The sequence below is a fragment of the Geodermatophilus obscurus DSM 43160 genome, assembly GCF_000025345.1.
Taxonomy (GTDB): domain Bacteria; phylum Actinomycetota; class Actinomycetes; order Mycobacteriales; family Geodermatophilaceae; genus Geodermatophilus; species Geodermatophilus obscurus.
The window spans coordinates 4,939,791-4,963,387 of record NC_013757.1 but is presented as its reverse complement, the minus strand read 5'-3'; the positions used below and the strand labels follow the sequence as shown (position 1 = coordinate 4,963,387).

At 74.7% G+C, this 23,597-nt stretch carries 22 protein-coding genes, 4 tRNA genes and 3 pseudogenes; 12 read left to right on the top strand and 17 right to left on the bottom strand.

Annotated features, from left to right (window positions below; translation table 11 throughout):
* Window positions 1–29: 29 nt before the first annotated feature.
* Window positions 30–410 carry a hypothetical protein gene (locus GOBS_RS26920; protein WP_012950714.1) on the bottom strand — a complete coding sequence of 127 codons (381 nt, stop codon included), beginning with the start codon at window positions 408–410 and terminating at the stop codon, window positions 30–32.
* 301 nt (window positions 411–711) lie between these two features.
* The gene (locus tag GOBS_RS26915; RefSeq protein WP_012950713.1) at window positions 712–1,230 is read right to left on the bottom strand and encodes a hypothetical protein; all 519 of its coding nucleotides are present in this window, start codon (window positions 1,228–1,230) and stop codon (window positions 712–714) included.
* 57 nt (window positions 1,231–1,287) lie between these two features.
* Between GOBS_RS26915 and GOBS_RS23270 the strand changes: the two genes are divergently transcribed.
* Window positions 1,288–2,154 carry an MBL fold metallo-hydrolase gene (locus GOBS_RS23270; protein WP_012950712.1) on the top strand — a complete coding sequence of 289 codons (867 nt, stop codon included), beginning with the start codon at window positions 1,288–1,290 and terminating at the stop codon, window positions 2,152–2,154.
* Between the two features lie 106 nt (window positions 2,155–2,260).
* Window positions 2,261–3,844, top strand: a complete 1,584-nt coding sequence (gene mftG, locus GOBS_RS23265) for a mycofactocin dehydrogenase MftG (protein WP_012950710.1) — start codon at window positions 2,261–2,263, stop codon at window positions 3,842–3,844.
* 108 nt (window positions 3,845–3,952) lie between these two features.
* Here mftG and GOBS_RS23260 read toward each other — a convergent pair whose 3' ends face one another.
* Entirely contained in the window at window positions 3,953–5,995 is a 2,043-nt protein-coding gene (locus GOBS_RS23260) for a transglycosylase domain-containing protein (protein ID WP_012950709.1), read from the bottom strand.
* A 195-nt stretch (window positions 5,996–6,190) separates the two neighbouring features.
* Window positions 6,191–6,349 carry a hypothetical protein gene (locus tag GOBS_RS23255; protein WP_243697584.1) on the bottom strand — a complete coding sequence of 53 codons (159 nt, stop codon included), beginning with the start codon at window positions 6,347–6,349 and terminating at the stop codon, window positions 6,191–6,193.
* A gap of 189 nt (window positions 6,350–6,538) precedes the next feature.
* Between GOBS_RS23255 and GOBS_RS23250 the strand changes: the two genes are divergently transcribed.
* The 4 genes from GOBS_RS23250 to GOBS_RS23235 all read left to right on the top strand — a co-directional run bounded on the left by GOBS_RS23250 (window position 6,539) and on the right by GOBS_RS23235 (window position 9,283).
* A complete protein-coding gene (locus GOBS_RS23250) occupies window positions 6,539–7,237 on the top strand; it encodes a hypothetical protein (RefSeq protein ID WP_012950708.1) in 699 nt (232 codons plus the stop codon).
* Between the two features lie 9 nt (window positions 7,238–7,246).
* A complete protein-coding gene (locus tag GOBS_RS23245; RefSeq protein WP_012950707.1) occupies window positions 7,247–7,720 on the top strand; it encodes a helix-turn-helix domain-containing protein in 474 nt (157 codons plus the stop codon).
* Window positions 7,717–8,145 carry a VOC family protein gene (locus GOBS_RS23240; protein ID WP_012950706.1) on the top strand — a complete coding sequence of 143 codons (429 nt, stop codon included), beginning with the start codon at window positions 7,717–7,719 and terminating at the stop codon, window positions 8,143–8,145. Before GOBS_RS23245 ends, GOBS_RS23240 begins: the two co-directional genes overlap by 4 nt.
* A gap of 139 nt (window positions 8,146–8,284) precedes the next feature.
* Entirely contained in the window at window positions 8,285–9,283 is a 999-nt protein-coding gene (locus GOBS_RS23235; RefSeq protein ID WP_012950705.1) for a glycosyltransferase family 4 protein, read from the top strand.
* A 6-nt stretch (window positions 9,284–9,289) separates the two neighbouring features.
* Here GOBS_RS23235 and GOBS_RS23230 read toward each other — a convergent pair whose 3' ends face one another.
* From GOBS_RS23230 to GOBS_RS23215, 4 genes are all read right to left on the bottom strand, one after another.
* Window positions 9,290–9,652: a GNAT family N-acetyltransferase gene (locus GOBS_RS23230; protein ID WP_012950704.1), complete on the bottom strand. Its 363-nt coding sequence runs from the start codon at window positions 9,650–9,652 to the stop codon at window positions 9,290–9,292.
* 163 nt (window positions 9,653–9,815) lie between these two features.
* A tRNA-Phe gene (locus tag GOBS_RS23225) sits at window positions 9,816–9,889 on the bottom strand.
* Window positions 9,890–9,912: 23 nt separating this feature from the next.
* Window positions 9,913–9,986, bottom strand: a tRNA-Asp gene (locus GOBS_RS23220).
* Window positions 9,987–10,000: 14 nt separating this feature from the next.
* Window positions 10,001–10,073 (bottom strand) — tRNA-Glu (locus GOBS_RS23215).
* Window positions 10,074–10,350: 277 nt separating this feature from the next.
* Between GOBS_RS23215 and GOBS_RS27840 the strand changes: the two genes are divergently transcribed.
* Entirely contained in the window at window positions 10,351–10,974 is a 624-nt protein-coding gene (locus GOBS_RS27840) for an AMIN-like domain-containing (lipo)protein (protein WP_012950703.1), read from the top strand.
* A gap of 64 nt (window positions 10,975–11,038) precedes the next feature.
* Here the strand turns inward: GOBS_RS27840 and GOBS_RS23205 are convergent, their stop codons facing one another.
* From GOBS_RS23205 to GOBS_RS23195, 3 genes are read right to left on the bottom strand one after another with little or no spacing between them, the layout of a single operon-like run.
* Window positions 11,039–11,374: a hypothetical protein gene (locus tag GOBS_RS23205; protein ID WP_012950702.1), complete on the bottom strand. Its 336-nt coding sequence runs from the start codon at window positions 11,372–11,374 to the stop codon at window positions 11,039–11,041.
* 23 nt (window positions 11,375–11,397) lie between these two features.
* Window positions 11,398–12,939, bottom strand: coding sequence for a metallophosphoesterase (locus GOBS_RS23200; RefSeq protein WP_012950701.1), 1,542 nt, complete (start codon window positions 12,937–12,939; stop codon window positions 11,398–11,400).
* Window positions 12,940–12,998: 59 nt separating this feature from the next.
* The gene (locus GOBS_RS23195; protein WP_243697583.1) at window positions 12,999–13,499 is read right to left on the bottom strand and encodes a GtrA family protein; all 501 of its coding nucleotides are present in this window, start codon (window positions 13,497–13,499) and stop codon (window positions 12,999–13,001) included.
* A 192-nt stretch (window positions 13,500–13,691) separates the two neighbouring features.
* On the opposite strand from GOBS_RS23195, the gene GOBS_RS23190 reads away from it, so the two are divergent.
* From GOBS_RS23190 to GOBS_RS23180, 3 genes are all read left to right on the top strand, one after another.
* Window positions 13,692–14,573, top strand: a complete 882-nt coding sequence (locus tag GOBS_RS23190; protein ID WP_012950700.1) for a Rieske (2Fe-2S) protein — start codon at window positions 13,692–13,694, stop codon at window positions 14,571–14,573.
* Between the two features lie 38 nt (window positions 14,574–14,611).
* Complete coding sequence (locus GOBS_RS23185) at window positions 14,612–15,448, top strand: hypothetical protein (protein WP_012950699.1); 837 nt, start codon at window positions 14,612–14,614, stop codon at window positions 15,446–15,448.
* A 741-nt stretch (window positions 15,449–16,189) separates the two neighbouring features.
* The gene (locus GOBS_RS23180; protein WP_341776394.1) at window positions 16,190–17,461 is read left to right on the top strand and encodes a serine hydrolase domain-containing protein; all 1,272 of its coding nucleotides are present in this window, start codon (window positions 16,190–16,192) and stop codon (window positions 17,459–17,461) included.
* A 393-nt stretch (window positions 17,462–17,854) separates the two neighbouring features.
* On the opposite strand, the gene GOBS_RS27835 is transcribed toward GOBS_RS23180, so the two are convergent.
* Window positions 17,855–18,241, bottom strand: coding sequence for an STAS domain-containing protein (locus GOBS_RS27835; protein WP_012950696.1), 387 nt, complete (start codon window positions 18,239–18,241; stop codon window positions 17,855–17,857).
* Between the two features lie 879 nt (window positions 18,242–19,120).
* Between GOBS_RS27835 and GOBS_RS29540 the strand changes: the two are divergent.
* Window positions 19,121–19,255: pseudogene (locus GOBS_RS29540) on the top strand (ANTAR domain-containing protein); the annotation flags it as partial.
* Window positions 19,256–19,609: 354 nt separating this feature from the next.
* Here GOBS_RS29540 and GOBS_RS23170 read toward each other — a convergent pair.
* From GOBS_RS23170 to GOBS_RS29420, 4 genes and pseudogenes are all read right to left on the bottom strand, one after another.
* A complete protein-coding gene (locus GOBS_RS23170) occupies window positions 19,610–20,062 on the bottom strand; it encodes an ATP-binding protein (RefSeq protein ID WP_049788477.1) in 453 nt (150 codons plus the stop codon).
* A gap of 61 nt (window positions 20,063–20,123) precedes the next feature.
* A complete protein-coding gene (locus GOBS_RS27830) occupies window positions 20,124–20,342 on the bottom strand; it encodes a hypothetical protein (RefSeq protein ID WP_166487495.1) in 219 nt (72 codons plus the stop codon).
* A 293-nt stretch (window positions 20,343–20,635) separates the two neighbouring features.
* The gene (locus GOBS_RS26665; protein WP_341776592.1) at window positions 20,636–21,013 is read right to left on the bottom strand and encodes a helicase-related protein; all 378 of its coding nucleotides are present in this window, start codon (window positions 21,011–21,013) and stop codon (window positions 20,636–20,638) included.
* Between the two features lie 496 nt (window positions 21,014–21,509).
* Window positions 21,510–21,644, bottom strand: a pseudogene (locus tag GOBS_RS29420) (hypothetical protein); the annotation flags it as partial.
* 412 nt (window positions 21,645–22,056) lie between these two features.
* Between GOBS_RS29420 and GOBS_RS23155 the strand changes: the two are divergent.
* Window positions 22,057–22,132, top strand: a tRNA-Lys gene (locus GOBS_RS23155).
* A gap of 158 nt (window positions 22,133–22,290) precedes the next feature.
* Here GOBS_RS23155 and GOBS_RS29865 read toward each other — a convergent pair.
* Window positions 22,291–23,247, bottom strand: a pseudogene (locus tag GOBS_RS29865) (tyrosine-type recombinase/integrase); the annotation flags it as partial.
* Between the last annotated feature and the right edge of the window lie 350 nt (window positions 23,248–23,597).

Here is a 23,597-nt window from a genome sequence, read left to right as displayed (position 1 = left end):
GTGCCGGGCCGTCGCCGTCCTGGAGGCGCTCAGGAACGGGCGCCCAGGGCCAGCAGGGCCGTGAGGCCGGCGCAGGCGAGGGGCACACCGCCGACGAGCCACAGGTCCCCGGCGCTCGCCGGCCCCGCCGCTGCGACGAGGGCGGCGGCCAGCCCGCCCACCGCCACGGTGGCGCTCGCGACCAGCGACGACCGGCGCGGGTCCGCGGCGTCCCGCCGGGTGCGGGCCGACGCGACGAGGCCGAGGACGGCCACGCCCAGCAGCAGACCCCCGGCGGTGCGTTCGTGCGGCCAGTCCGAGACGGCGAACAGCAGGTAGCCCAGCACGCCCACCGCGGCGGCCGAGGCCAGCCAGCTCCAGGGGAGCAGCGCGCGGGGCCAGCGCGCCGAGGTGGTCGTCGTGGCGGTCATGGGACCTCGCTCTCGGTCGGGTGTCGCGGTCGTGCCGCCATCGTCCCGAGCCGGCGCCGGGCCGTCACCGGTCTCGCGGACCGGCCCGCGGGACGATCCGACCCGTGGGGCCGCGTCACCAGCATCCGCGGGGCCGGGCACCCACGGTCGCGGGTTCACCCGCGGGGTGCCCCCGACGAGGAGCTGGGGGTCCGCGACCGGGCGGCGGCGATCGTGGCCGCCTACGACGCGGGGGTGCAGGTCCCGGGCCGCTGAGCCGTGCCGCGCGCCGCCGCGCCGGCCTCCCCTGCAGGGGCCTCCCTCAGCCGGTCGGGGACGCCGAGGTGAGGCCGCAGTTGGCCACCACGTAGTCCGACAGCGCGGACTGCGCCGGGCCCAGGTCCTGGCCGATCTCGGCCTCGGCCGTGGTGTAGGCCTGCTGGCCCTCGGGAGTGCCGAGATCGAGGGTCGAGGCGGTCCCGGCGAGCCGGCGCAACCCGTCGAGGAGCGCGTTCCAGTCACCGGAGATGTCGGCCGGGGCCTCCACCTGCTCCAGCCGGGTGACCACCTCGGGCAGCTGGGCAGCCATCTCCTCGGGGCCGGTCGCGCTCAGCGTGGTCTCCAGCTCGGTGAACGCGGTGGTGATCTGGCCGCAGAACTCCTGGGCGGCGGGGTCGGGTGCCGCCGTCCCGCCGGAGGGGGCGGACGACGAGGCCGCCGGGGCCGGGGTGCTCGACGCGGCGGCCGGCTCGCCGTCCCCGGACCCGCCGCAGGCGGTGAGCAGGACGACGGCGGCAGCACCGGCGAGGGCCGAGCGGAGCAGCGGAGCGGGGGAGCGCATGGGACCGACGGTAGTTGCCGCGCGCCGCGGTGCCCGGGCGCAGCTACCGTCCCCGACGTGAGAACCCCGGTCGACCCCCGCGCCACCTGGGACCTCCCGGCCCCGGGGGCGATGCCACGGACGGCGGACCTCGAGCCGCTGGTCACCCGGGTGCTGGCGCCCAACCCCTCGCCGATGACGCTGGACGGCACCAACACCTACCTGGTCGGCGCCCCCGGCAGCGGGCAGGCCGTGCTGGTCGACCCGGGGCCGGACGACCCGGCGCACCTGGCCGCGGTCGAGACGGCGCTGGCGGCGCGGGACGCCCGCTGCGTCGCCGTGCTGGTCACCCACCACCACGGCGACCACGCCGAGGCGGCAGCGCCGTGGGGCGCCAGGCTCGGTGCGCAGGTGGCGGCCGCCGACGCCCGCGTCGCCGGGCCGCAGGGGCGGGTGCTCGAGCCGGGGGAGCGGCTGGTGCTGGCCGGGACCACGCTCGGCGTCGTCCCCACGCCCGGGCACACCGCCGACCACCTGGCCTTCCGGCTGGAGTCCGGCGCGGTGCTCGTCGGCGACCACGTGCTGGGCCGCGGGACGTCGGTGGTGACCCACCCTGAGGGTGACGTGCTGGCCTACCTGGCGTCGCTGCGCCGGGTGCACGACCTGGGCCCCAGCGCGCTGTACTGCGGGCACGGCCCGGCGCTGACCGAGGACCCGGGCGCGGTGCTGGACTTCTACCTGGCCCACCGGGCGTTCCGGGAGCAGCAGCTGCTGGCGGCGATGGTGCGGGGCGCCGGGACCGTGGACGAGCTGGTGGCCGACGTCTACGCCGAGGTGCCGCGGGAGGTGTGGCCGGCGGCGGCCCAGTCGACGTGGGCGACGCTGGCCAAGCTCGCCGCGGAGGGCCACGTGGTGCTCGAGGGCGACCGGGTGAGCCTGCCGTGACGGTGCCCGTCGTCCGGGCCGCGGACGGCCTGCACCCGGTGGGCGGGCTGCCGCGCACCCGGACGGGCGAGGTGCGCCGGCTGGACCTGCCGGGAGCGCTCGGGCCGTGACCCCCGAGGAGGACGTCGTCGTGGTGGGGGCCGGCACGTCCGGCGCCCCGCTGGCGGCGCGGTTGGCCGACGCCGGCCGGCGGGTGCTGCTGCTGGAGGCCGGCGCGGACCACGTGGAGTTCCCGGCCGACCTGCGCGACGCCGCCCGGATGGCCGCCGCCGTCCCGGGGCACCCGGCGAACTGGGACCTCACCGGGGTGCTCACCGAGGAGGTGACCTTCCCGGTGCCGCGGGGGCGGGTGGCCGGCGGGTCGAGCGCGCTCAACGGCGGCTACTTCGTCCGCGGCACCCGCGCGGACCTCGACGGCTGGGCCGCCGCGGGCAACGACCTGTGGTCCTACGACGCCGTCCTGCCGTCGTTCGTCCGGCTGGAGGCCGACCGCGAGTACGGCGACCGGCCCGGGCACGGCACCGACGGGCCGGTGCCGGTGCGGCGCCCACGGCACGGGCACCCGCTGGCCGACGCGCTCGGCGCCGCCGCCGCGGAGCTCGGTGCCCCCGATGAGCCGGACAAGAACGCCGACGGGGCGCCCGGCTGGGGCCCGGTCCCGCTCAACGTGGCCGGCGGGGTGCGCGTGAACACGGCCATGGCCTACCTCTCCCCGCGCCGCGGCCACCCGGGGCTGACGGTGCGCGGCGGCGTGCTGGTGCGCCGGGTGCTGGTCGAGGGCGGGCGCGCGGTGGGCGTCGAGACGGCGGACGGCGTGATCCGCGCGCACGAGGTGGTGCTGTCCGCCGGCGCCGTCGGGTCACCGCAGCTGCTGCTGCTCTCGGGCATCGGCCCGGCCGACGACCTGCGCGCACTGGGTCTGGACGTGGTGGCCGATGTCCCCGGCGTGGGCGCGGACTACACCGACCACCCCGACGTCTACGTCACCTGGCGGCCGGCCCGGCGGCTGCCGATGCCGCGCGACCTGCACCCGCTGCACGGCGTCCTCAACACCCCGGACGACCTCGAGGTGCTGCCCTGGCTCAAGCCGTTCAGCCGCGTCATGGTGCCCCGGACGTCGGCGGGCGTGGCCCGGGTGCTGGGCCGGCCGCGGGCCACGCTCCGGGCCCTGCGCGGCGCCTCCCTGCACCGGCTGCTCGACACCGCCCGGCGCCGCGACGACCTGTTCCTCGGCGTCGCGCTGCAGCGGGAGGACAGCCGCGGCCGGCTCACCCTGACCGGTCCCGACCCGGGCGTGCAGCCGCGCCTGGAGTACCGGTACCTGTCCACCGACTCCGACCGGCGGCGGATGCGGCAGGGGGTGCGGCTGGCGGCCGAGCTGCTGCGGACGGCGGCGATGGCCCCGCTGGTCGCCGAGCGGACCGGGCTGCCTGACGAGGTCCTGGCCTCCGACCGCGAGCTGGACCGCTGGATCCGGCGCTCGCTGGCCACCGCCGTGCACCTGGCCGGGACGGCGCGGATGGGACCGGACTCCGATCCCGGCGCGGTGGTCGACCAGCACCTGCGCGTCCGCGGGGTCGAGGGGCTGCGGGTGGTCGACACCTCGGTGATGCCCACGGTGACCTCGCGCGGGCCCGCGGCGACGGCGGTGGCGATCGGCGAGTGGGCCGCCGAGCTGATGACGGAATAGGGACCGGCGTCCTCCCCGACCTCGCGCGAGGATCCCCGGCCCCCGTGCAGGGACTCGCCGCGAACTCGTGAGCGGTGGGGCCACGGGGGTCCTTACCGGGGCCGCACCTCATCCTCCTGGCAGCGGCGGGAGCGGGATGCCCGGCGGCGGGAAGAACACCGGGTCCTCGGCCGACAGCACCGGCAGGAAGGCGTCGTGCCAGATCTGACCGCCGCGGCTGCCGCCGAACCCGCCCACGTCCACGTTCGCCGTCGGGTTGAACAGCATGACGCTGGCCGTGTACCGCGGCGTGGAGCCGACGAAGGACACCGACGCGCGGTCCTGGGCGGTGCCGGTCTTGGTGGCGATCTGGTGGCCGGGGATCGCGGCGCGCCGGCCGGTGCCGTACGGCAGCGAGGAGCCGCCGACCATCATCTGGTTCACGGTCGTGGCGATCTGCGGTGACACCACCTCGGGGGTGCAGGAGGCGCCGGTGCCCAGGGGGCTGCCGTCCTCGCGCGTCAGCGGCTGCCCCTCCCGGTCGAGCACCTCCACGACCGGGACGGGGGCGCACCGGGTGCCGTTGGCGGCGAGCGTGGAGTACGCGCTGGCCAGTGCGAGCGGGCTGGTCGCCTCCGGGCCCAGGGTGAACGAGCCGCGGTTCTGTGCGATGACGGTGTCGGCCACCGGGTCGAGGGAGGTCAGGCCCAGCCGCTGCGCCACCCGCACCGGCCCCTCGACGCTGCCCAGGTCGTCCTCCAGGGCCACGAAGTAGGTGTTGGAGGACCGGACCAGCGCCTCGTACATGCTCAGCCGCGGCGGGAACCCGCCGTCCCCGACGTTGCTGACGGTGTAGGGCTCGAGGCCGTTGCGGTACACCCGCGAGGTGTAGGGGTCGCTCGTGGTGATCGTGTGCGAGGGCGGGAATCCCGCCTCGAGCGCGGCCGTGGCGACGAAGACCTTGTACGTGGAGCCCGAGCCCTTGCTGGCGACCACGTTGAGGTTGACCGAGGACTGCGCCGGGTCGGCGGCCTCAAAGCCGAAGACGCGGTTGGCGCTCATCGCCAGTACGTTCCCGGTGCCGGGCTCGACCGCCGTGAACATGGCCGCCACCGGGTCGCCCATCGGCTGGGTGGCCAGGACGGCGGCGTCGGCCGAGCGCTGCAGGTCGGCGCGCAGCGTGGTGCGGATCGTCAGCCCGCCGTCCTCGAGCTGTTCCTGGGTCATCCCGAGGGTGCCGGTGAGGTGCTGCTGCAGGAAGTCGCAGAAGAAGCCGCCGAGGACGCCGCCGCCGGCGCAGCCGTTGGGCGGGGCCGGGGCGGGGTTCGTCTCCACCGGGCCGGCGGCGGCCTCGGTGCGTTCCTCCTCGCTGATGAACCCCAGTGCCTGCATCCGCTCGAGCACCACGTCGCGCCGCTCCCGGGCGCGCTCGGGGTCGGCCAGCGGGCTGTCCGCCGTCGGGGTCTGCACCAGGCCGGCCAGCATCGCCGCCTGCGGCAGGGTGAGGTCGGCGGCGTCGACGCCGAAGTAGGCCTGCGCGGCGGCCTGCACGCCGTAGGCGCCCTCGCCGAAGTACACCGTGTTCAGGTACCGGGTGAGGATCTCCTCCTTGGGGTGGGTCTCCTCCAGCGCCAGGGCCAGCCGCGCCTCGCGCAGCTTGCGGCCCACCGTCTGCTCCGTGGCCGCCTGCCGGTCCTCGGGGGTGACGGCGGTCTGCAGCAGCGTCTGCTTGACCAGCTGCTGGGTGATCGTCGACCCGCCCTCCTCGACGCCGCCGGAGCTCACGTTGCGCGCCAGGGCCCGCAGGGTGCCCTGCACGTCGAGGCCGTTGTGCTCGTAGAAGCGCTCGTCCTCGATGGCGACCAGCGCCTGTTCCATGACGTCGGCGATCCGGTCCGCACCCACCGGCGTCCGGTTGTTCCGGTAGTAGTACGTGATGACCGATCCGTCCGACGCCAGGACGACGGTGTTGCCGGGGGGCGTGGCGTCGGTCAGCTCGACCGGCAGCGGGGCGAGCAGCGTGGCCGAGGTGCGGGCGACCAGGCCCGGCCCGACGACCCAGGGCGCCAGCAGCGCGGCGAGCAACGCCCCGGTCAGGGGGAGGGCCAGCAGGAGCTTGCCGGCCGCGCGCAGCCGGGGGTCGGTGTGGCCTGACCTGTGCGATGGTGCCATGTCGTCCTCGCCACGCTCGAGCTCGGCGTGCGGGGGAGCACCACGCCGTGCCGAGAGCATTGCGCACGGGGACGATCCGGAACACCCGGACGGACGCGGACAGCGGCGCGTCCCGGCGGCGCGCCGTGCGCAGCCGCCGGGACGGCGGTCGAGGGGTGCCTCAGCGGGCGGTCGGCAGCTCTGAGGTCGCGGGGTTCACCGGCGCGGACCAGGCGCGGGGTGCCGGCGGCCGGTGTCGGCCACCCACCCGCTGCTGGGGCGGGTGGCCGGGCGGGCGCTGAGGCTCACGATGAGGGCGAGCAGGCCGACGAGTCCGAGGAGGACACCAGCAATCACCATCAACGTCGTGAGCACGTACCGAACGTAACTACGTGACCGTTCCGTGTCACGTAGCGGAACTGCACCGAGGTCCGGCGTGAACTCGGGCAGGTTCTGCCGATTCGATCCCTCCCGTCACACCCGTCCCGGGCGGATCGCCACAGGTGGACGTACTCCCGGCGCACGGGGTATGGGGCCGGTACCCGTCGACAGGAGGACCTCCCCGTGACCGACATCCCCCGGACGGCCGGCCGTGCCGTCGCCGTCCCGCTGGCGGCGCTGGCCCGCCGGCGCCGCGGCAAGCCGATGCACCCCCGCGGGGTGGTGCTCGACGCCGTGCTGGAGCGCACCGGGGGCCCGGCCGGGTGGGGCGTGCCCTGGCTGGCGGGCACCGGTGCGCATCCGGCGCTGGTCCGGCTGTCCCGCGGGGCGGGCCTGCCCCAGCCGCTGCCGGACCTGCTCGGCCTCGCCGTCCGACTGCCGGGGACCGCGGACGCGGAGGGCCCGGTGGACCTGCTGCTGTCGACCACCGGGCGGGGCCGGCTGACCCGATGGGTGCCGGCCCCCCGGCGGGACGCCGGGGCCACGTACTCCTCCCTCATGGGCTACCGCACGGTCGCGGGGCCGGTGTTCCTGGCGGCGCTGCCCGATCCCGGCGCCCCGCCGGTGACCGCGGAGCCCGGGCCGATCGCCGCGGCGGCCCGGGCCGGCCGGCTGGCCTTCACCCTCGCCGCCGCACGCGGACCGGGCGAGTGGCAGCCGTTCGCCCGGCTGCGGCTGCTCGCCCCGGTGCCCGAGGTCGACCCCGACCTGCGCTTCGACGCCGTCCGCAACCCCCCGCCGGGCCTGGTCCCCGACGGGCCGATGGCCCGCTTCCGGGCACCGGCCTACACGGCGGCGCAGCAGGGGCGGGACGCCTCGTAGGGTCGGCCGGTGCCCACGGTGTCCCCCGACCTGGTGGTGCACCTGCGCCGGGCGCGGGACCACGTTGACCGGCACTTCGCCGAGGACCTCGACCTCGACCGGCTGGCCCGGGTGGCCGGCGTGTCGAAGTACCACTTCGTGCGCTCCTTCGAGGCCGCCTACGGCGAGACGCCGATCCGCTATCTCACCCGGCGGCGGATCGAGCGGGCCCAGGACCTGCTCCGCTCGGCGAACCACACCGTGACCGAGGTCTGCATGGCCGTGGGTTACGCCAGCCTCGGCTCGTTCTCCACCCGCTTCCGCGCCCTGACCGGCGAGTCGCCGGTCGCCTACCGGGACCGCTGGGCGGCCCGGGGTGCGGCGCACGTGCCGGGCTGCTTCCTGTTCATGCGCGGCGTGGTGGACCTCGGGGGGACGACGGGGCGCGGTGAGCAATCGCGGAGAAGCCCGCCTGGGGCCACGTCCCTAGGGTCGGGGCCATGATCACCAACATCTCGCTGGTCACCGTCTACTGCCTCGACCAGGACCGGGCGAAGGAGTTCTACGTCGACGTCCTCGGCTTCGAGGCCCGCACCGACATCACCATGGGGGAGGGCTTCCGCTGGGTCACCCTGTCCCACCCCAGCCAGCCCGAGCTCGAGGTCACGCTCATGACCCCCGGCCCGCCGCTGGACGAGGACGCCGCCGCCTTCATCCGCGGCCAGCTGGAGAAGGGCTCGATGGGCGGGCTCGGGCTGGCCGTCGACGACTGCCGGAAGACCTACGAGGAGCTGTCGGCCAAGGGGGTCACCTTCCTGCAGGAGCCGGCGGAGCGCCCCTACGGCGTCGAGGCCGTGGTGCGCGACTTGTCCGGGAACTGGCTGGTGCTGGTCGAGCGCCGGGACTTCACGCCCGCCGACTTCGGCTGACCCCCTCGTCGGGGTGCTCCGCGCCACCGCTCGGAATGATCGGGGTGCCGGTGGGTAGTGCGACCGGCACCAGTCAGTTCTGATCGGAGTTCCGCCCCTGCCGTCGCAGTGCGTGCGGCCGCAGGAGGAGCAGCACCACGTGAACGCCGCCGAGCCCCCGGCAGCACCCGGGATCCGGGTGGTGACGGTCCCGTACGGCGACCCCTACGTCGACGCCGTCCGGCCGGGGGACGTCGTCCGGGTCGGCCCGGCCCAGGTCCCCAGCCCCTGGCTGGACCCGGCCTACCTCGCCGCCAACGCCGGCGGCGTCGACGTGGTGCACCTGCACTCCGGCTACGGGCACCTGCCCGAGGACGAGGTGGTCAGCTGGGCCGAGACGCTCCGCCGGACCGGTGTCCCCCTGGTGCTGACCGTGCACCAGCTGCGGGACCCGCAGCAGGCGACCCGGCGCCGGCACGACGCCCACCTGGAGGCGCTGCTGGCGACCGCCGAGGTGGTGCTGACGCTGACCCCCGGGGCGGCCGACGAGATCGCCGAGCGGTTCGGCCGGACGGCGATCGTCGTGGCGCACCCCTCGATCGCCGAGCCGGTGCCGGAGCTGGGCGCCGAGCGCGGCCTGGTGGGCCTGGCCCTGCGGACCCCGTGTGCCGCCGTGCCCGACCCCGCGGGGCTGGTCCGCGCCGCGCTGTCGGGTGCGGTCAACGGTGGCGGGCGGCTGCGGGTGTTCCTCGACGACGGCGTCGAGCCGCCGCCGGTCTTCGCCGCCGGGGACAGCCTGGAATACCGCCCGCGGAAGGCCGACTCGTGGCCCGCGCAGCTGCAGGAGCTGCACGCCGCCGTCCTGCCCGAGTGCTGCGGCACCCACTCGCCGGAGCTGGAGGTCTGCCGCGACGTCGGCACGCGGGTCGTGGCGCCGAGCTGCGGGTGGTTCGCCGACCAGTGGGCCGACGTCGTCACCTACGACAACGACGAGGAGCGCGGCCTGGACCCGGTGTCGCTGGACGGCGCCGTCGCCGCCGCGCTCACCCGGCCGGCGCCGCGGCCGGCGGACCAGGGGTGGCGCGCGGAGCAGAAGGCCGCCGTCCGGGCGGTGCACGCGCAGGTGTACGCCCAGGTCGTCACCGACCGCGCCGGCTGAGGCCGCTCAGAGCTGCAGCTCGAACCCCACGTGCGAGGCGGTGAACCCGAGCCGCTCGTAGAAGCGGTGCGCCTCCGGGCGCCGGGTGTCGGTGGTGAGCTGGACGAGCGCGCAGCCGCGCCGGCGGGCCTCGTCGACGGCCCACCCGAACAGCGCCGCGCCGACGCCCTGCCCGCGCAGGTCGGCCCGCACCCGCACGGCCTCGACCTGCAGCCGCGTCGTCCCGCCGCGGGACAGGCCCGGGATCTCGGTGAGCTGAGCCGTGCCGACGACGTCCGGACCGTGCGTGACGGCGAGCAGCAGCTGGGCGGGGTCGGCGGCGAAGGCGGCGAAGGCGCGGGGGTAGCAGAAGGACCCCCTCCCTCCCACCCCTCGCAAGCTCGGGGCGGTCCCCTGGAGGGGGCCGCGGGGACGTCGTCCGCCGTCGCGCGGCGCAGGCCGACGGTGGTGTCGCCGGCGGCCAGCGTGGTGGGGAGCGGGGTCACCGCGGCAGTCTGCCCGGCCGGTGCGGCGGGCCTGCAGGACGATGGTGTGGGCAGGGGCGGGGTCGAACCGCCGACCTCTCGCTTTTCAGGCGAGCGCTCGTACCGACTGAGCTACCTGCCCCTCCCGGTGTCTCCACCGGAGAGCGACCCTGACGGGACTCGAACCCGCGACCTCCGCCGTGACAGGGCGGCGCGCTAACCAACTGCGCTACAGGGCCTTGCTGTGGTGCTGTGCCCCCAACGGGGTTCGAACCCGTGCTACCGCCTTGAAAGGGCGGCGTCCTGGACCGCTAGACGATGGGGGCTCGTGTTCGCCGGGGGCAGCGAGAACTCTACATGGTCGGCGGAGTGCTCCCGGTACGGGGGGCCGGTGTCCCTCGCCACGGTCTCCGAGGGGCCCACCAGCGACCTCTCCCGGGGCGGTGATCATGGGCTCGTTGTCGCGTGCCACCGCGTGTCGCCGCGTGTCGCCTGCGGCAACCCCGTGATCAACGGCTGAGGAGCGGTCCCGGTCGGGTCAGGGGGTCCGACACGGCCGGCCTGCTCGCGGGTGGAGCGGCTCCCGGCTGTCACCCTCAGCGGGTGATCCGCCGCGCCGTCCGCTGCCCGTCCCTCCTGCTCACCGCCGCGCTGCTCGCCGCCTGCGGGAGCGGCGACCCGGCCACCTCGCCGTCCGCCAGCACGGAGGAGGTCTCGTCGACGGCTCCGGAGTCCGCCGCGCCGAGCTCCGCGGCGGCGACCCCGGGCACCGACGCGCCGCCGTTCGAGGGCAACACGCAGCCGGCGACCCGGGAGGCCTCGGCCGACGCCCTGGTGACCGTCTCGGACGTCCGGACCGGCCGCCAGGACGGCTACGACCGCGTCGTCCTCGAGACGGGCGGCACCGGCACGCCGGGCTGGGACGTCCGGTACGTCGACGAGGCCCACTCGCAGGGCACGGGCGCGCCGGTCGAGGTCGCGGGCGACGCCGTCCTGCAGGTGACGATCACCGGCGCCGGCTACCCGTTCGACACCGGCGTCGAGGAGTGGTCCGGCCCCGACCCGCTGCCCGGCAACGGCACGCAGACGGTCACCGAGGTCGTCTGGGACGCGACCTTCGAGGGCACCTCGGTGGCCTTCGTCGGGACGACGGGCGAGGCGCCCTTCCGCGTCTACGCCCTCGAGGGTCCCACCCGCGTCGTCATCGAGGTGGCCGATCTCGGCTGAGAATGGCCCTGCTGCAGGGGCCCGGCGCGAGCCTGCCAGCGGTGGGGGGCAGGAGGGTCCTTCGTCAGCCCAGGGAGGCGGTCACTTCCACCGAGTCGGCCTGGACGGTGGTGCAGGTCAGCGTCAGCGGCCCGGCGCTCACGGTCTCGCCCTGGGCGCACGAGACGCTGGCGTTGCCCACGCTGAGGGAGGCCCGCCCGTCCTGCACACCACCGAGGGCGAGCGACGTCCCGAGGATCTCCACCTCCGCGCCGTTGCCGGACAGCGTCACCGAGCACTCGCTGCCGCTGCAGGAGAGATTGTCCGAGCTGAACGAGCAGGCGGTCAGCGGCAGCAGGGTGAGGCTCCCGGCGAGGACCCCGGCAGCCAGCCGGGAGGCACGCGACGTCGTCGTGGACATGGTCCGAGGGTAGGTGGGTGGGGTCAGCCCGTCGGGGAGGCGGGCGCGGGGGGCGTCGCCGGAGCAGGCGCCGTCGGCGTCAGGCCCGGGGCGGCGCCGTCCCCACCGATGCCGTCCCCACCGATGCCGTCCCTACCGGTGGGAACGGCCGGGGCGACGAGCTGCCGGTCGATGGTCACCTCGGTACGCCCGAGGCCGCCGAGGGTGATCTGGTCGTAGGCGGTGAGCGCGCCGGTCCCCGGGTCGAAGTAGAGCACCGTGCAGGTGAGCGGCTCGGGGAACTCGCCCTGCAGGGCGCGCAGCCCGGCGCCACCGGTCGAGCCCTGCACCATGAGCAGCGTTCCCCCGTCGAGCCGGGTGACCTCCCGCTCGTGGGTGTGCCCGGCCAGCACCAGCGGGACGACGCCGTCCAGCGGCGGCGCCTGCTCCGGGTCGTGCACCATCGCGATCGCCGGCGGCTCGGGCAGCGCCCGGGCGAACGCGGCGAGGCCCGCACCGGTCTCCTCCAGCGACTCCAGGCCGTCGTCGGCGTCCGGGTCAGGTGTGAAGCGGGGGTCCGGTGTCCCGATCACCTCGATCCCGGCCACCGTCACCGCGGAGTCGTCGAGCACGGTCGCGTTCGGCTGCGCGGCGACCAGCTGGACGGTGACGGTGGAGTCGTGGTTGCCGCGCGTGAGGACGTAGGGAACGCCGAGCGTGCCCACCCGGCTCACCAGAGCGTTCTCCGGTTGGCTGCCCCAGTCGGTGATGTCCCCGGTGTCCAGGACGCCGTCGACGTCGAACTGGGTGACCACCTGCTGCACGAGGTCGAAGCCGGCGGGGTTCAGGTGGATGTCGGAGACGTGCAGCAGGGTCACGCTGTCGTCGGCGCCGCCCGGCGGGGGCAGCGTGGACAGCGTCGAGTACAGGGTGCTGACGTTGGAGACCAGGTCCTCCAGCGAGGCGCGGTAGGCGTCGAACCTGGCGACGATGTCCTGCGCGCTGCCGATGAGTCTGTTGGCGTTGACCAGCAGCCCGGTGTACGTCGGCTGGGAGAGCGCCGCGGGGCGCCAGGTGGCCGCGGCGATGCCGCCGGTCGTGGCGACCATCGCGGTGGACAGGCCGAGTGCGATGAGCAGTTCCCGCCGGCGGCGCTGGAGCAGCAGGGACGTCGCCGTCGCCCCACCCACAGCGGCCAGCGCGGTCAGCCACGCCACCCGCTCGACGGCGTCCCGGAGGTCGGCGCTCACCTGGTCGACGGCGCCGTCGAGTTTGACCGGGTCCGCGGCCAGTGCCGTCGCCCGGACCTCGTCGACCCGGCTGAGCTGGATCTCCAGCCGCAGCGGACCGTCGTACGCGTCGACCTGCAGCGCGCCCAGCGGAGGGATGTCGAGGGTGGCGCCGCCGCCGACGGGCCGGAACGCCAGCGTCGCGTCGAAGGGCCCGATCGGCGCGGACACCCGGCCGAGCAGCAGGATGCCGAGCCAGGCGCCGGCGAGGACGACGGCCAGCCGGGCGGCCCAGCGGGCCGTCGCGCGCGCGACGACGCGCAGCCGCGCGGACGTCGCCGTGCCGGGCTCGCTCACGCGCGCCAACCTAGCCGCGGCCGGCACCGGCGCCGCCCCGGCCGGCCGGGGCGACGCCGTCAGGCGGTCGTGACCGTCCGAGGGCGGAACAGCCAGCGCAGCGCGATGAACCGCATGAGGCCGACCAGGCCGGTCACCGTGACGACGAGCGCGACCTGGGTGACGACGCTCGCGTCGGAGACCGTCGAGTTCAGCACGCCGAGGGAGGCGCTGGTGAGCAGCAGGCCGATGACCGTGACCCCGCTGGCCTCGAGCTGGGCGGTGAGCCAGTGCACCCGCTCACCGGCGTGAAAGGTCAACCGGCGGTGCATCTCGTTCGCGAGCAGGGTCGAGGCCGCGGTGGCCACCACGTGCGCGGGCAGGTAGCCCAAGCCCTCCAGGGTGGCGAAGAAGGCGGCGTACACGAGCGTCGTGGAGGCGCCGACGAGGACGAAGCGCGCGAACTGGCCGAGCGTGTCCTCCGCGCGGACCCGGGCCACCAGGCTGCCCACGGCGTCGCCGACCGCCGGACGGCGGGTCAGCAGCGACGGGCAGGTCACGATGCCTCCTCTGCTGGTCACCAGGTCTCTTCTGCACGCTCCACCTGGGGATCGGCTGGACACCAGTGGTTATTCCCCTGGGAACCGACGGAACCCCTGTGCAGTCGATCACCACGGACGGGGTGTCCGGCGTGGCCGTCACTCTGGGATCCGCTCTCGTCACCGCAGGCCGGAGTCGGCATCCCCGCCGGTCGACGGGGGTAGGAGGCCGTCATGAGCCTCTTGGGGATCCTCGACCGGGTCGCAGACAAGGCGACGTTCGACAAGGCGATCGGGCCGGCCCAGCGCGCCGTGCAGGCCGCGCTGCGGCCGCAGGCCCTCCGGGACCTGCTGCACGGCACGTGGCTGGGGCACCCGCTGCACCCGATCCTGGTGCAGGTGCCCGTCGGCAGCTGGACGTCGGCCGGGCTGCTCGACGCGATCCCCCGGATGCGGCCGGCCGCCACCGTCCTCATCGGCACGGGCGTCGCCGTCGCCGTCCCCGCGGCGATGTCCGGCGCGGCCGACTGGTCCGAGCAGGGCATCGGGGTCCGGCGGCTGGGCCTGCTGCACGCCGCGGGCAACACCGTCGCGCTCGGCCTCTACGTCGGCTCGCTGGTCGCCCGCGCCAGGGGCCGCGGCGGGCTGGGCCGGGTGCTCTCCTACGCGGGCCTGGGCATCGCGAGCGGATCGGCGGCCATCGGCGGGCACATGTCCTACGCCCAGTCCTCCGGCGCCTCCCACGCCGCGACGGCGGCCCGCGCGCTCAGCTCGGACTGGATCGACCTCGGCCCGCTGGACGACCTGCCCGAGGGCCGGCCGGCGCTGCGGACCGGCAAGGGCGGCAGCGTCGACGTCCCGCTGGCCGTCGTCCGCCGGGGGACGAAGGTGGACGCCTTCATCGGGGCCTGCTCGCACCTCTCCGGCCCGCTGTACGAGGGCTCGGTGGAGCAGGTGCGGGGCACCGACTGCCTGGTCTGCCCGTGGCACGGCTCGGCGTTCGACCTGGACGACGGCCAGCCGCGGCGGGGCCCGGCGGCCAACCCGCAGGACAAGCTCGAGATCCGCATGCAGGCCGGCCGCGTCATGGCCCGGCTGCCCGGGCGCGACCGGTAGGTCCCCCCGGCGGCGCCGCCGTCCCTACCCTGCGGGGCGTGCGGCGGACGGTGCTGGCTCTCGCGCTGCTGTGCGCCGCCTGCTCCGGTGGGGACGGGGCTGCCGGCGCGGCCCCGTCGACCACCTCGGCGGCGCCGGTGCCGCCGCCCGTGCCCGGGATCGAGGCCGAGGTGGTGCGCCACCGCACCGACGTGCCCGTCACCGGGCAGGTGCACGTGCGGGTCACCGACACCGGCGACCGGCCGTTCACGGTGACGGCGGTGGCGATCGACTCGCCGGGGTTCGCGCCGCTGCCGCCGACCGCGCTGACCGCCGCCTTCGAACCCGGCCGGACGGTCGACCTGCGCACCGCCTTCGGCGAGCCGGACTGCACCGCGCAGCCCAGCCCCCCGGCGGCGCGTCTGACCGTGGCCCGGCCGGACGGCACGGTCGAGGAGCTGCGGGTGCCGCTGGCCGGTGACGACCTGGACGTCGTCCACCGCGAGGCGTGCGCGGTCGCCGGGGTGCTCGCCGTCGCCGGCACCGGGCTGACCGACCTGGCCGCGGCGGGGGACTCGGTCACCGGAACCCTCGTCCTCACCCGGACCGGGGACGACGACCGCGCGGTCACGGTGGGCTACGCCCGGCGCAGCGTCGTCCTGGAGCTTGCCGTGGACGGGTTGCCGCTGGAGCTGCGGCCGGGGGAGGAGCGGGCGACGGCGGGCGTCTCGTTCACCGCGGCGTCCTGCGAGCCGCACGTGCTGGCCGACACCAAGCAGCCGTTCGTCTTCCCGCTGTGGATCGCGGTGGGGGACGCCGAGCCGGTGCCGGTGCCCCTGTCGGTCGACCCCGCCCAGCAGGCGCTGCTGTGGGACCTGCTCGGCCGGGTGTGCTGAGGCGGAGAGGAGTCCGGCCCGGCCGCCACGGGGGGAACGCGACGGCCGGGCCGGAGCCTGGGGCCCGGGCTCGTTCACCGGGCAGGAGTGACGGTAGGTGACGTGACGGCCTCCATCGATCACCTGACCAGGTGACATGTCCGTGGCCTCCACCACGCAACGTCACACCGCGGTTCGGAGCCGGCCCGGCGGGGCACCCGGCGTCCGTGTTCTTCCTCTTCTCCAGCCGGCTCGGCTGCCTGGGCTCGCTGGCCGTCTCCGCGCTGCTGACCCTGCTGCTCCTGCTCGTCTTCGACGTCATCTGAGCGGCCGGCCGGCCGCCCGAGTGGCCTCGCGGCTGGTACGAGCCCCTGGTGAGTGCGGGGAACCTGTTGAGCTGCGTCTCGGCTGGTCCGGCAGACAGTCCGACGTGCGTGTGCAGGACGCTCCTCCTCGGCGTAACACCGCAGTTCCTCGTGGAACGGGGCTGTGCGGCATCTGGCGGAAGTCCGCGATCCCTCGTGGGCGGGGATTCCTGTCCTGCTCGCCCGGCTGTCGCTCCATTCGCCGGTGCCGTCGCTGGCCTCCGTGCCCACTCCGGTGATGCTCGGAGCACCCCCGTCGCACACCGAGTGACGACCCTGCGCGTGTCGGCGGCTCCGGTCGTCGGGATCGCCAGCACGGAGGCGTCGGCTGGCAGGCTCCGCCGGCCTGCCCACTCCGAGGTCGGCCGCCAGGCCGAGTGGCCTCGAGCCCGAACGGATGCGTCTCATGACCATGCAACGCACCAGGAGCGGAAGCCGAACTGCTCAGCGAGTCCTCGTGGCCGGAGCCGTCCTGGCGGTGCTCACGCTCGGGGTGACTGCAGTGCCGTCCGGTGCGACCACGACCCCCGCTGACACCCCGCAGGAGCAGACGGCGTCAGCGATCGCTGACAGCGTGCGGAGCGCTATGGCCGACGGTCACCTCCGCGCGGTGATCATCGAGGTCACGCAAGGCGGGGAGGTGGTGACGAGGCAGGCGTTCGGTACGTCGATGGACGGCGTGCCGGCCACCACCGACATGCACTTCCGCAACGGCGCCGTCGCCTTCACCTACCTGAGCACCCTCCTCATGCAGTTCGTCGACGAGCACGAGGTCACGCTCGACGACACCATCGACCGCTGGATGCCGGACCTACCCGAGGCCGACGAGGTCACCCTGAGGATGCTGGCGAACCAGACCTCGGGCTATCCCGACTACGAGACCGATCCGGCCTGGGAGGCCGCTTGGGCTGCGGACCCGTTCCACATCTGGACCTTCGAGGAGCGGCTCGCGTACGCGTTCACCCGCCCGGTCGCGTTCCCTCCGGGGACGAACTGGAGCTACGCGCACACCAACTTCATGATCCTCGGCGAGATCCTCGCCGAGATCGGTGGGAAGCCGTTGGACCAGCTGCTGCGCGAGGAGGTGCTCGGCCCGATGGGCCTGACCGAGACCCTGGCGTCGGTGACCTCCGGCGTCCCCGACCCGGTCCTCCACACCTTCAGCTCCGAGCGCCGAGGCGCGCTCGGCATCGCGCCGACGACCGCCTTCTACGAGGAGTCGACGTTCTGGAACACGCAGTGGGGCACGCCGATCGGCGCGAACCAGACGACGACCGTCAGCGACATGGCCACGACCGCGGTGCAGGTCGGCACCGGCGCCCTCCTGTCGGACTCCAGCTACCACGCCATGACCGACCCGAACCTGCTGGGCTTCGGGTACACGGACCCCAGCTGTTCGCCTTCGTGCTTCACGCAGGTGCAGGGGTACAACTACGGCCTGGGCGTCGTCCGTTCCGGGTCGTGGATCCTGCAGAACCCGCTACTGGCCGGGATCAGCGGGACAGCGGCGTACCTGCCCTCCCAGGAGATCGCCATCGCGGTGGCCGTGACGTACCTGCCCGGTGCTTTCGACGCCGAGGGCAACTACGCCAACGCTGCTGACCGCCTGTTCCGCTCGATCGGGGCCGTCGTGGCACCGGATGACGCACCGCCGATGCCGCCAGGTTGAGGCGCTGCGTCGACCCGCCGGGCGGTGAGACCGCACGATCGACGAGGTCACCCACACGTGCAGGGCGGCTTCCGGCGCCGACCTGCGTGAGGAACGGACGGCAGCCTCGCTGCAGGCCGCAGCGGCCCCAGATGTCTTCCGCGTCGTCTCGTGGGTCTTCTGGAGGTGTCCTGCACCCACCGGGCCTCTGGTGCCTGCAGAAACCCGTCCTGCCTGCGCATTCGCGACGCGGCGAACGGTCCGCCCACCGCTTCTCGGGACGCGGTCGGGATCCCGATGGAACGTCCCGGCGCAACTCGTGGAACGGGGGATCCGCCGACGACCGTCGGTGGTCGGCGGACGTGGTGTGAGCTGGACGAGGCGCCGTGGCGCGGCCGGGGTCACGGGCAGTGGCTACACGGACAGCGGGTCCGGGACGGTGGCGGCCCGGTCGCCGTCGAGCAGGTGGTGGTCGAGGCGCAGGCGGATGAGCTCCTGGTGGAGGAACGGCGGGGCTCCGGTCAGCCCGAGTCGGCGGTCGTGCCGAAGCGCTCGGCGGTAGGCGGTCCCGAGCCCACGGATCCCCGCGGGGTCACAGGCGGTGACGTGGCTGGCGTCGACCACCCAGGTGTCCCCGTCGGTGAGCAGCAGCGTGGAGATCGCGTCGTGCAGCAGGTGGACGGTGCGGCGGTCGAGATGCCCGGCCAGGTCCACGCGGCAGCCGACGAGGTCGATCCGGACCTGGAAGGACTGGGGTCCACCGTGACGCGGGCCCGCCGCGTCCCATGACAGAACTGGCACGTGAAGTCCCCTTGGCCCGCACGCACGGGGTGACGGCTGGAGACGCCGTCGACCGGGGCATGGTGCCTGCTGATGAGCAGTCGGCCGGAGGTTGCGAGCCGCAGGCAACGGTAGCCAGGCCCCCCCGGCCGGGCAACCGGCGGCCGGCGCTCGTGGCCCGCTGGTCGTCGCGGCCGGCGCTTCACCGCAACGGACGCGGGTGGGGACGTCCGCACGGGCCTCCCCGGGGCCTAGCGTGGGCACAGGCGTTGGGACGGACCGGCGTTGATCGTGCGTCCAGCAGCGGCGCAGTGCGCGAGCGCGGGCTCCAGATCGGGGTCGCGCAGCCGAGGTGACCCGCCCCCGGTGCAGAGCGGACCCGAGGCCGTGCCGTGGTCGGCGACGAGAACCCGCAGCCCGCGAACGCCGCCGAGGCGTTGGAGCGCCTGGGTCGGTTGTCCCTGCGTGAGCTGTCGATGGACAGCCTGCTGCAGGCGGTGGCCGACCTCACCAAGACCGTGATGCCCGGCCGGCCCGAGACCTCGGTCACCTTGCTCGTCAGGGACAAGCCCACCTTGATGGCGAGCACGGGCCAGCTGGCCGTCGACCTCGACGAGCGCCAGTACGAACGCGACCACGGTCCCTGCCTGCACGCCGCCCGCTCCGGCGAGGTGATCGAGGTCGCCGACGCCCGCACCGATCCCCGCTGGCGGGACTACCTGTCCCGGGCGGTCGAGCGCGGCTGCCTGAGCTCTCCTGTCGGTCCCGCTGCGCATCGACGAGGACCAACAGGTCAGCGGGGCGCTGAACATCTACGCCCGGGACGCCGCCGCGTTCGACGAGGACAGCCGCTCGGCCGCCACCCGGTTCGGCCCGTACGCCGCGGTCGCGGCCGGCAACATGCACGCCTATCGGAGCGCCCGCGACATGGCCGACAACCTGGAGATCGCGCTGGACTCCCGGGCGGTGATCGACCAGGCCAAAGGCGTGTTCATCGAGCGCTACAAGCTCACGCCGGACCAGGCCTTCCAGCTGCTGGCCCAGGCGTCGATGCACGCCAATCGGAAGGTGCGCGACATCGCCGACCACCTCGTGCACACCGGCGAGTTCCCCCTCCGGAGCTCCGGGGCGGCCGACCGTCACAGGCGCGCTGCCCGCGCGGGGCCGCACGGGGACCAGGGTGCCCCGGACGCTCGAGACAGCCACCGCGGCATCCCTGGGGGGCTGCGGTGGTCCGGCCCCGCCGCTCCAGACCCACGGCCGGGCCGACCCAGCAGGGCCGTGCACCCGCCGACACCGGAGGTGCGCACCGCGGGCCGCCCGGGCGTCGGGCCCCTGCCGGCCGCGGCCGCGCCGAGCACCGGTGGGCAGCTGAGGAGGCTGACGGGGTCAGTGGTCCCGTCCGCGGTGGCCTCGCGGCCGGGCCCTCCCCTGTGGCGCGGTCGACCGGATCTCGGCGCGGGTGTAGTCGATGCGAGCCCAGACGGTCTTGCAGTGCCCGTCGGTCATCCAGCCGTGCGCGTCGCACAGCCGGGCGACCAGGTACAGCCCGAGGCCGCCCCTCGCCGGATCGCGGCCGATGGCAGGGCTGGGCGGCTGCGCGGCCGCGGCGTCGCTGACCTCGAGCAACCAGGACGTGGTGTTGCTAGTCACGGTGACCTCGACCGGGCTGCGGCCGTGGCGCAGCGCGTTGGAGGCCAGTTCCTCGTAGGCCAGCAGCAGGCGCTCGACCGCGCCCTTCTCGGCGCCGGACGGGCAGGCGCCGTCGTGCAGAGCGGCGGCGAGCTGTCGCCGGCCGGCGGTCAGGTCGGCCAGGCCGGCCGGCGCCCAGCGCCTGATCACGGAACCGCTCCTCGGTTCCGGCCGCGGCCGCTGTACCCACGCCGAGTTCATGCCGGTGCCATCAGATGCTCAGTTGGGCGATCGGCAGCTCCCGGTAGGGGGCCAGGCTCGGGTGACCGAGGTCCCAGAGGGACTCGTTGAGGGCATGGGCGGGGGTGTCGTGCTCGATGTCGCTCCACGGGGCGGTGCCGTCGAGGTACAGGACGACCGCGGTGTGAGGTCGGTTCCCGCCCATTGCGACGTAGTCGCCCCACAGGTCGCGGACGAGGGAATCGCTCAACCGCCAGGCGATGAGGGTCAGTGGGCAGACAGCAGTGAGGGCAGGCACCGGGTTCCTTACGGGCGGGGAGCGGTCGGTCGGAGCCGTGGTGGGCTCGACGACGGGAACGAGGCGGGCGACGACGTGGCCCGGCACCCGCGGACGCGCTCCGGCGCCTTGTTGATGGCGACCCGAACAGTTCCTGAACGTACCCGCATGGGCTTGTCAGAAACGTGCAGACGGCCTCTGGGCCGTCTGCGATGGTGCTGTCCGACGGATGTCGCCGCACGCAGGCGTGTCTTCGAGGGGCCCACTCAGCAGGGGTGGGCCCCACGGTCGATCAGCACGCGCGTGAGGTGACGTCCTCGCCGGCCTCGACGGTGCAGAGGTTGCACGGGGCCGCTCTCGGGCGAGCAGCGGTGTGGATCCGCGCGGCGTCGGCGGCCGAGGTCCTTGCTCTCGGCGCGGCGCAGCACCCGGCCCAGGGCCTGCACCACGTCAGCCCGGGAGCGGCGAGGGTCGACGAAGACCACCGCGTCCAGCGCCGGCACGTCGACCCCGGCGGTCAGACAGCGGCCGTTGGTCACCACCCGCACCTGCGGCTGGCCCGGCTGCCCGGCGCGGGCCAGCCGGGCGAGCGCGGTGGCGCGGACGTCGGAGGGCTGATCGCCGGTGACCGTCTCCGCGGCCAGGTCGACGTGCAGTTCCGGTGGCGCCCACTTGTGGTGGATCTGCAGCAGGCCCGCGAACGTCCGGGCCCAGGCCGTGCGGGCGGAAGGTGACGATCCGCCGCCGGCCGTGGTCGCGAGCCAGCCGCAGCACCGTCAGCGCCGCGGCGAACGTGCGCGCGTCGGTGACGATGCCGGCATCGACCAGGACCCGCTCGTCGACGGCGGCCGCCGCCTGCTCGTCGGCACCGAGCACCAGCAGCCGGTAGTCGGACAGCGGCCCGGAGCTGATCGCCGCGCCGAAGGGCAGCCGGTGCGCTACCGGGCCGAAGGTCGCCGGGTCGTCCATCGACGCCCACACGTCAGGATTGGCCGCGCGCAGGTGTGGGGCCACCAGCAGCGGCGTGGCGGTGGTGAACAGCCGCCGGGCCGCGCGGATCCGCGAGCCGTCGAGGACCGTGGCGAACGCCGGGGACGGGCGGCCGGCGAGGTGGTGCGCCTCGTCGGCGACGACCTGCACCGCGGTGCGGCGCCCGTCGGAGTACGTCGCCACCAGGTCGATGCCCCGGTCGGCCGCCTGCTCGGGACGGTCGGGGTGCTCGAAGTTCCACTCGCGGACCCAGTCGGCCCACCGCAGGACCGCGACCAGTTCGTCGCGCGTAGATGGCGCGCGTCACAGCGCGTAGCGGGCGACGTCGTCGGCCTGCCGCCCCAGCTCATGTCCGGACCTGGCCGACAGCGACGCGAGCAGGCCGGTGAGGCCAGCAATCGCTGTCTCCCCACGGACGGGGACAACTGCGTTCGGCACCGGGGCACGTGGCCGCAGGGTAGGGCGGCCCTGAGACGAATCAGCGGAGGCTGCGAGACCCTTACGCGATCAGGTCGGGAGCATCGCTCCAGCGGCATCCGGCCGCCGAAGCGTTTGCACATGCCACCGGCGCCACTACAACAGGGTCGGTCCAGCCGGAGAGCGAGGCTGCCGGCGGTAGCCTCGCAGCGGGCCGCAGGCGCCGCAGATCTCTCACGCGTTGTCTCGTGGGTTGTCTGGAGGGTTCTCTGCACCCACCGGGCCTCTAGCTCAACTGGCAGAGCAGCGGACTTTTAATCCGCGGGTTGTGGGTTCGATCCCCACGGGGCCCACCACGCTGACCAGCGCTTCGGTCCTGACGACCCGACGCCGGGGCGCCCCCAGTGGTCGCAGTGTGGTCGCCCGCCGCGGCGGCAGTGCTCTTGCAGGCCTGCTCCAGCGCGGCGGCCATGGCGTCCGATGCGGTGCGCACGGTGTCCTCGGACAGGTGGCCGTAAGTGTCGACCGTGATGCCGATCGAGGAGTGCCGCAGCACCTTCGACACGATCGCCATCGGGACGCCGGCGGCGAGCATCAGCGACGCGGCGCCGTGGCGCAGGTCGTGCAGCCGGACCCAACGCAGGCCCGCGGCCTTGGTCAGGGCGACGAAGCGGCGGGTCGCATACTCCGGCCGCAGCGGGGCGCCGTTCTCGCGGGCGAAGACCAGGTCATGTGCGTGGTAGGCGCCGCCCCAGCCCTGCCGATCGAGGTCCTGGCCGAGCCGGACCTGCAGCAGCGCCTGCACGGCGCGCTCCGTCAGCGGCACGGTCGCCTCCGATGAGCGGGTCTTCGGGGTGGAGAACTGCAGCCGGCCGCCGACATCGACGATGGTCTGCCGGATCCGCGCGGTCCGGTTGGCCAGGTCCAGGTCCGACCAGCGCAGACCGAGCGCCTCACCGCGGCGCAGCCCGCAGGCGGCGATGACCTCGAACAGCGGGCCGAGCCGGTCGGTCTCGACGTGCCGCAGGAACGCCGCCAGCTCGGCCGCGGACCACGGCTGCACCTCGGGCCGGATTCCGTTGGGCGGGGTGACGTTGCTCGCGACGTTGAACGGCAGCCGGCGGGTCTTCACGCCGTAGCTGAGCGCCGACCGGAGCGTCGCGTGGATCCGCCGGACGGTCACTGGCCCGCGGCCGTTCGCGGCGTCGACCAGCAACTGCTCGACGTGTTCGGCACGCAGTTCTTCGATCGGGACGTGGCCGATGGCCGGGACGATGACGCGCTCGACGTGCGCCCGGTAGGAGCGCACCGTGGTCGGCTTGGCCTCCCCGGCTTTCACCTGCAACCAGCGCGCCAGGAAGGACGCGACGGTCTCGCGGTCGTCGACGCGCACACCTTGGGCGGTGCGGTTGGCGACGTCGGCCAGCGCCCGGTTCGCTGCGGCCTTGGTCGGGAAGCCCCCTCGGCGCATGGTGCTGCGCTTGCCGGCGGTGGTCGGCATGTCCACCGCGAAGTACCAAGTGCCGTGCTTCCCGTCGGTGGCCAGCCGGGGCGATGCACCAGATGAACCCGCGCGGGACGGGGCCCCGGTCGTACAAGGTCGGGCGGCACCGGCGGTACAGCCCCAACGACGTCGCCGCGTGGCTCGAGAGGCGGGCGTCATCTGGACCTGCCGCGGGACCGGCGGCGTGACCGCCATGTCCCGTGACGAGCTGCAGCAGCTGCCCGCCACGATCGACCTGGTCACTGCGTCGCGGGCCCTCGGTGTGGGCAGGACGACTGCGTATCAGCTCGCGCGTGCCGGCCGTTTCCCCATCCCAG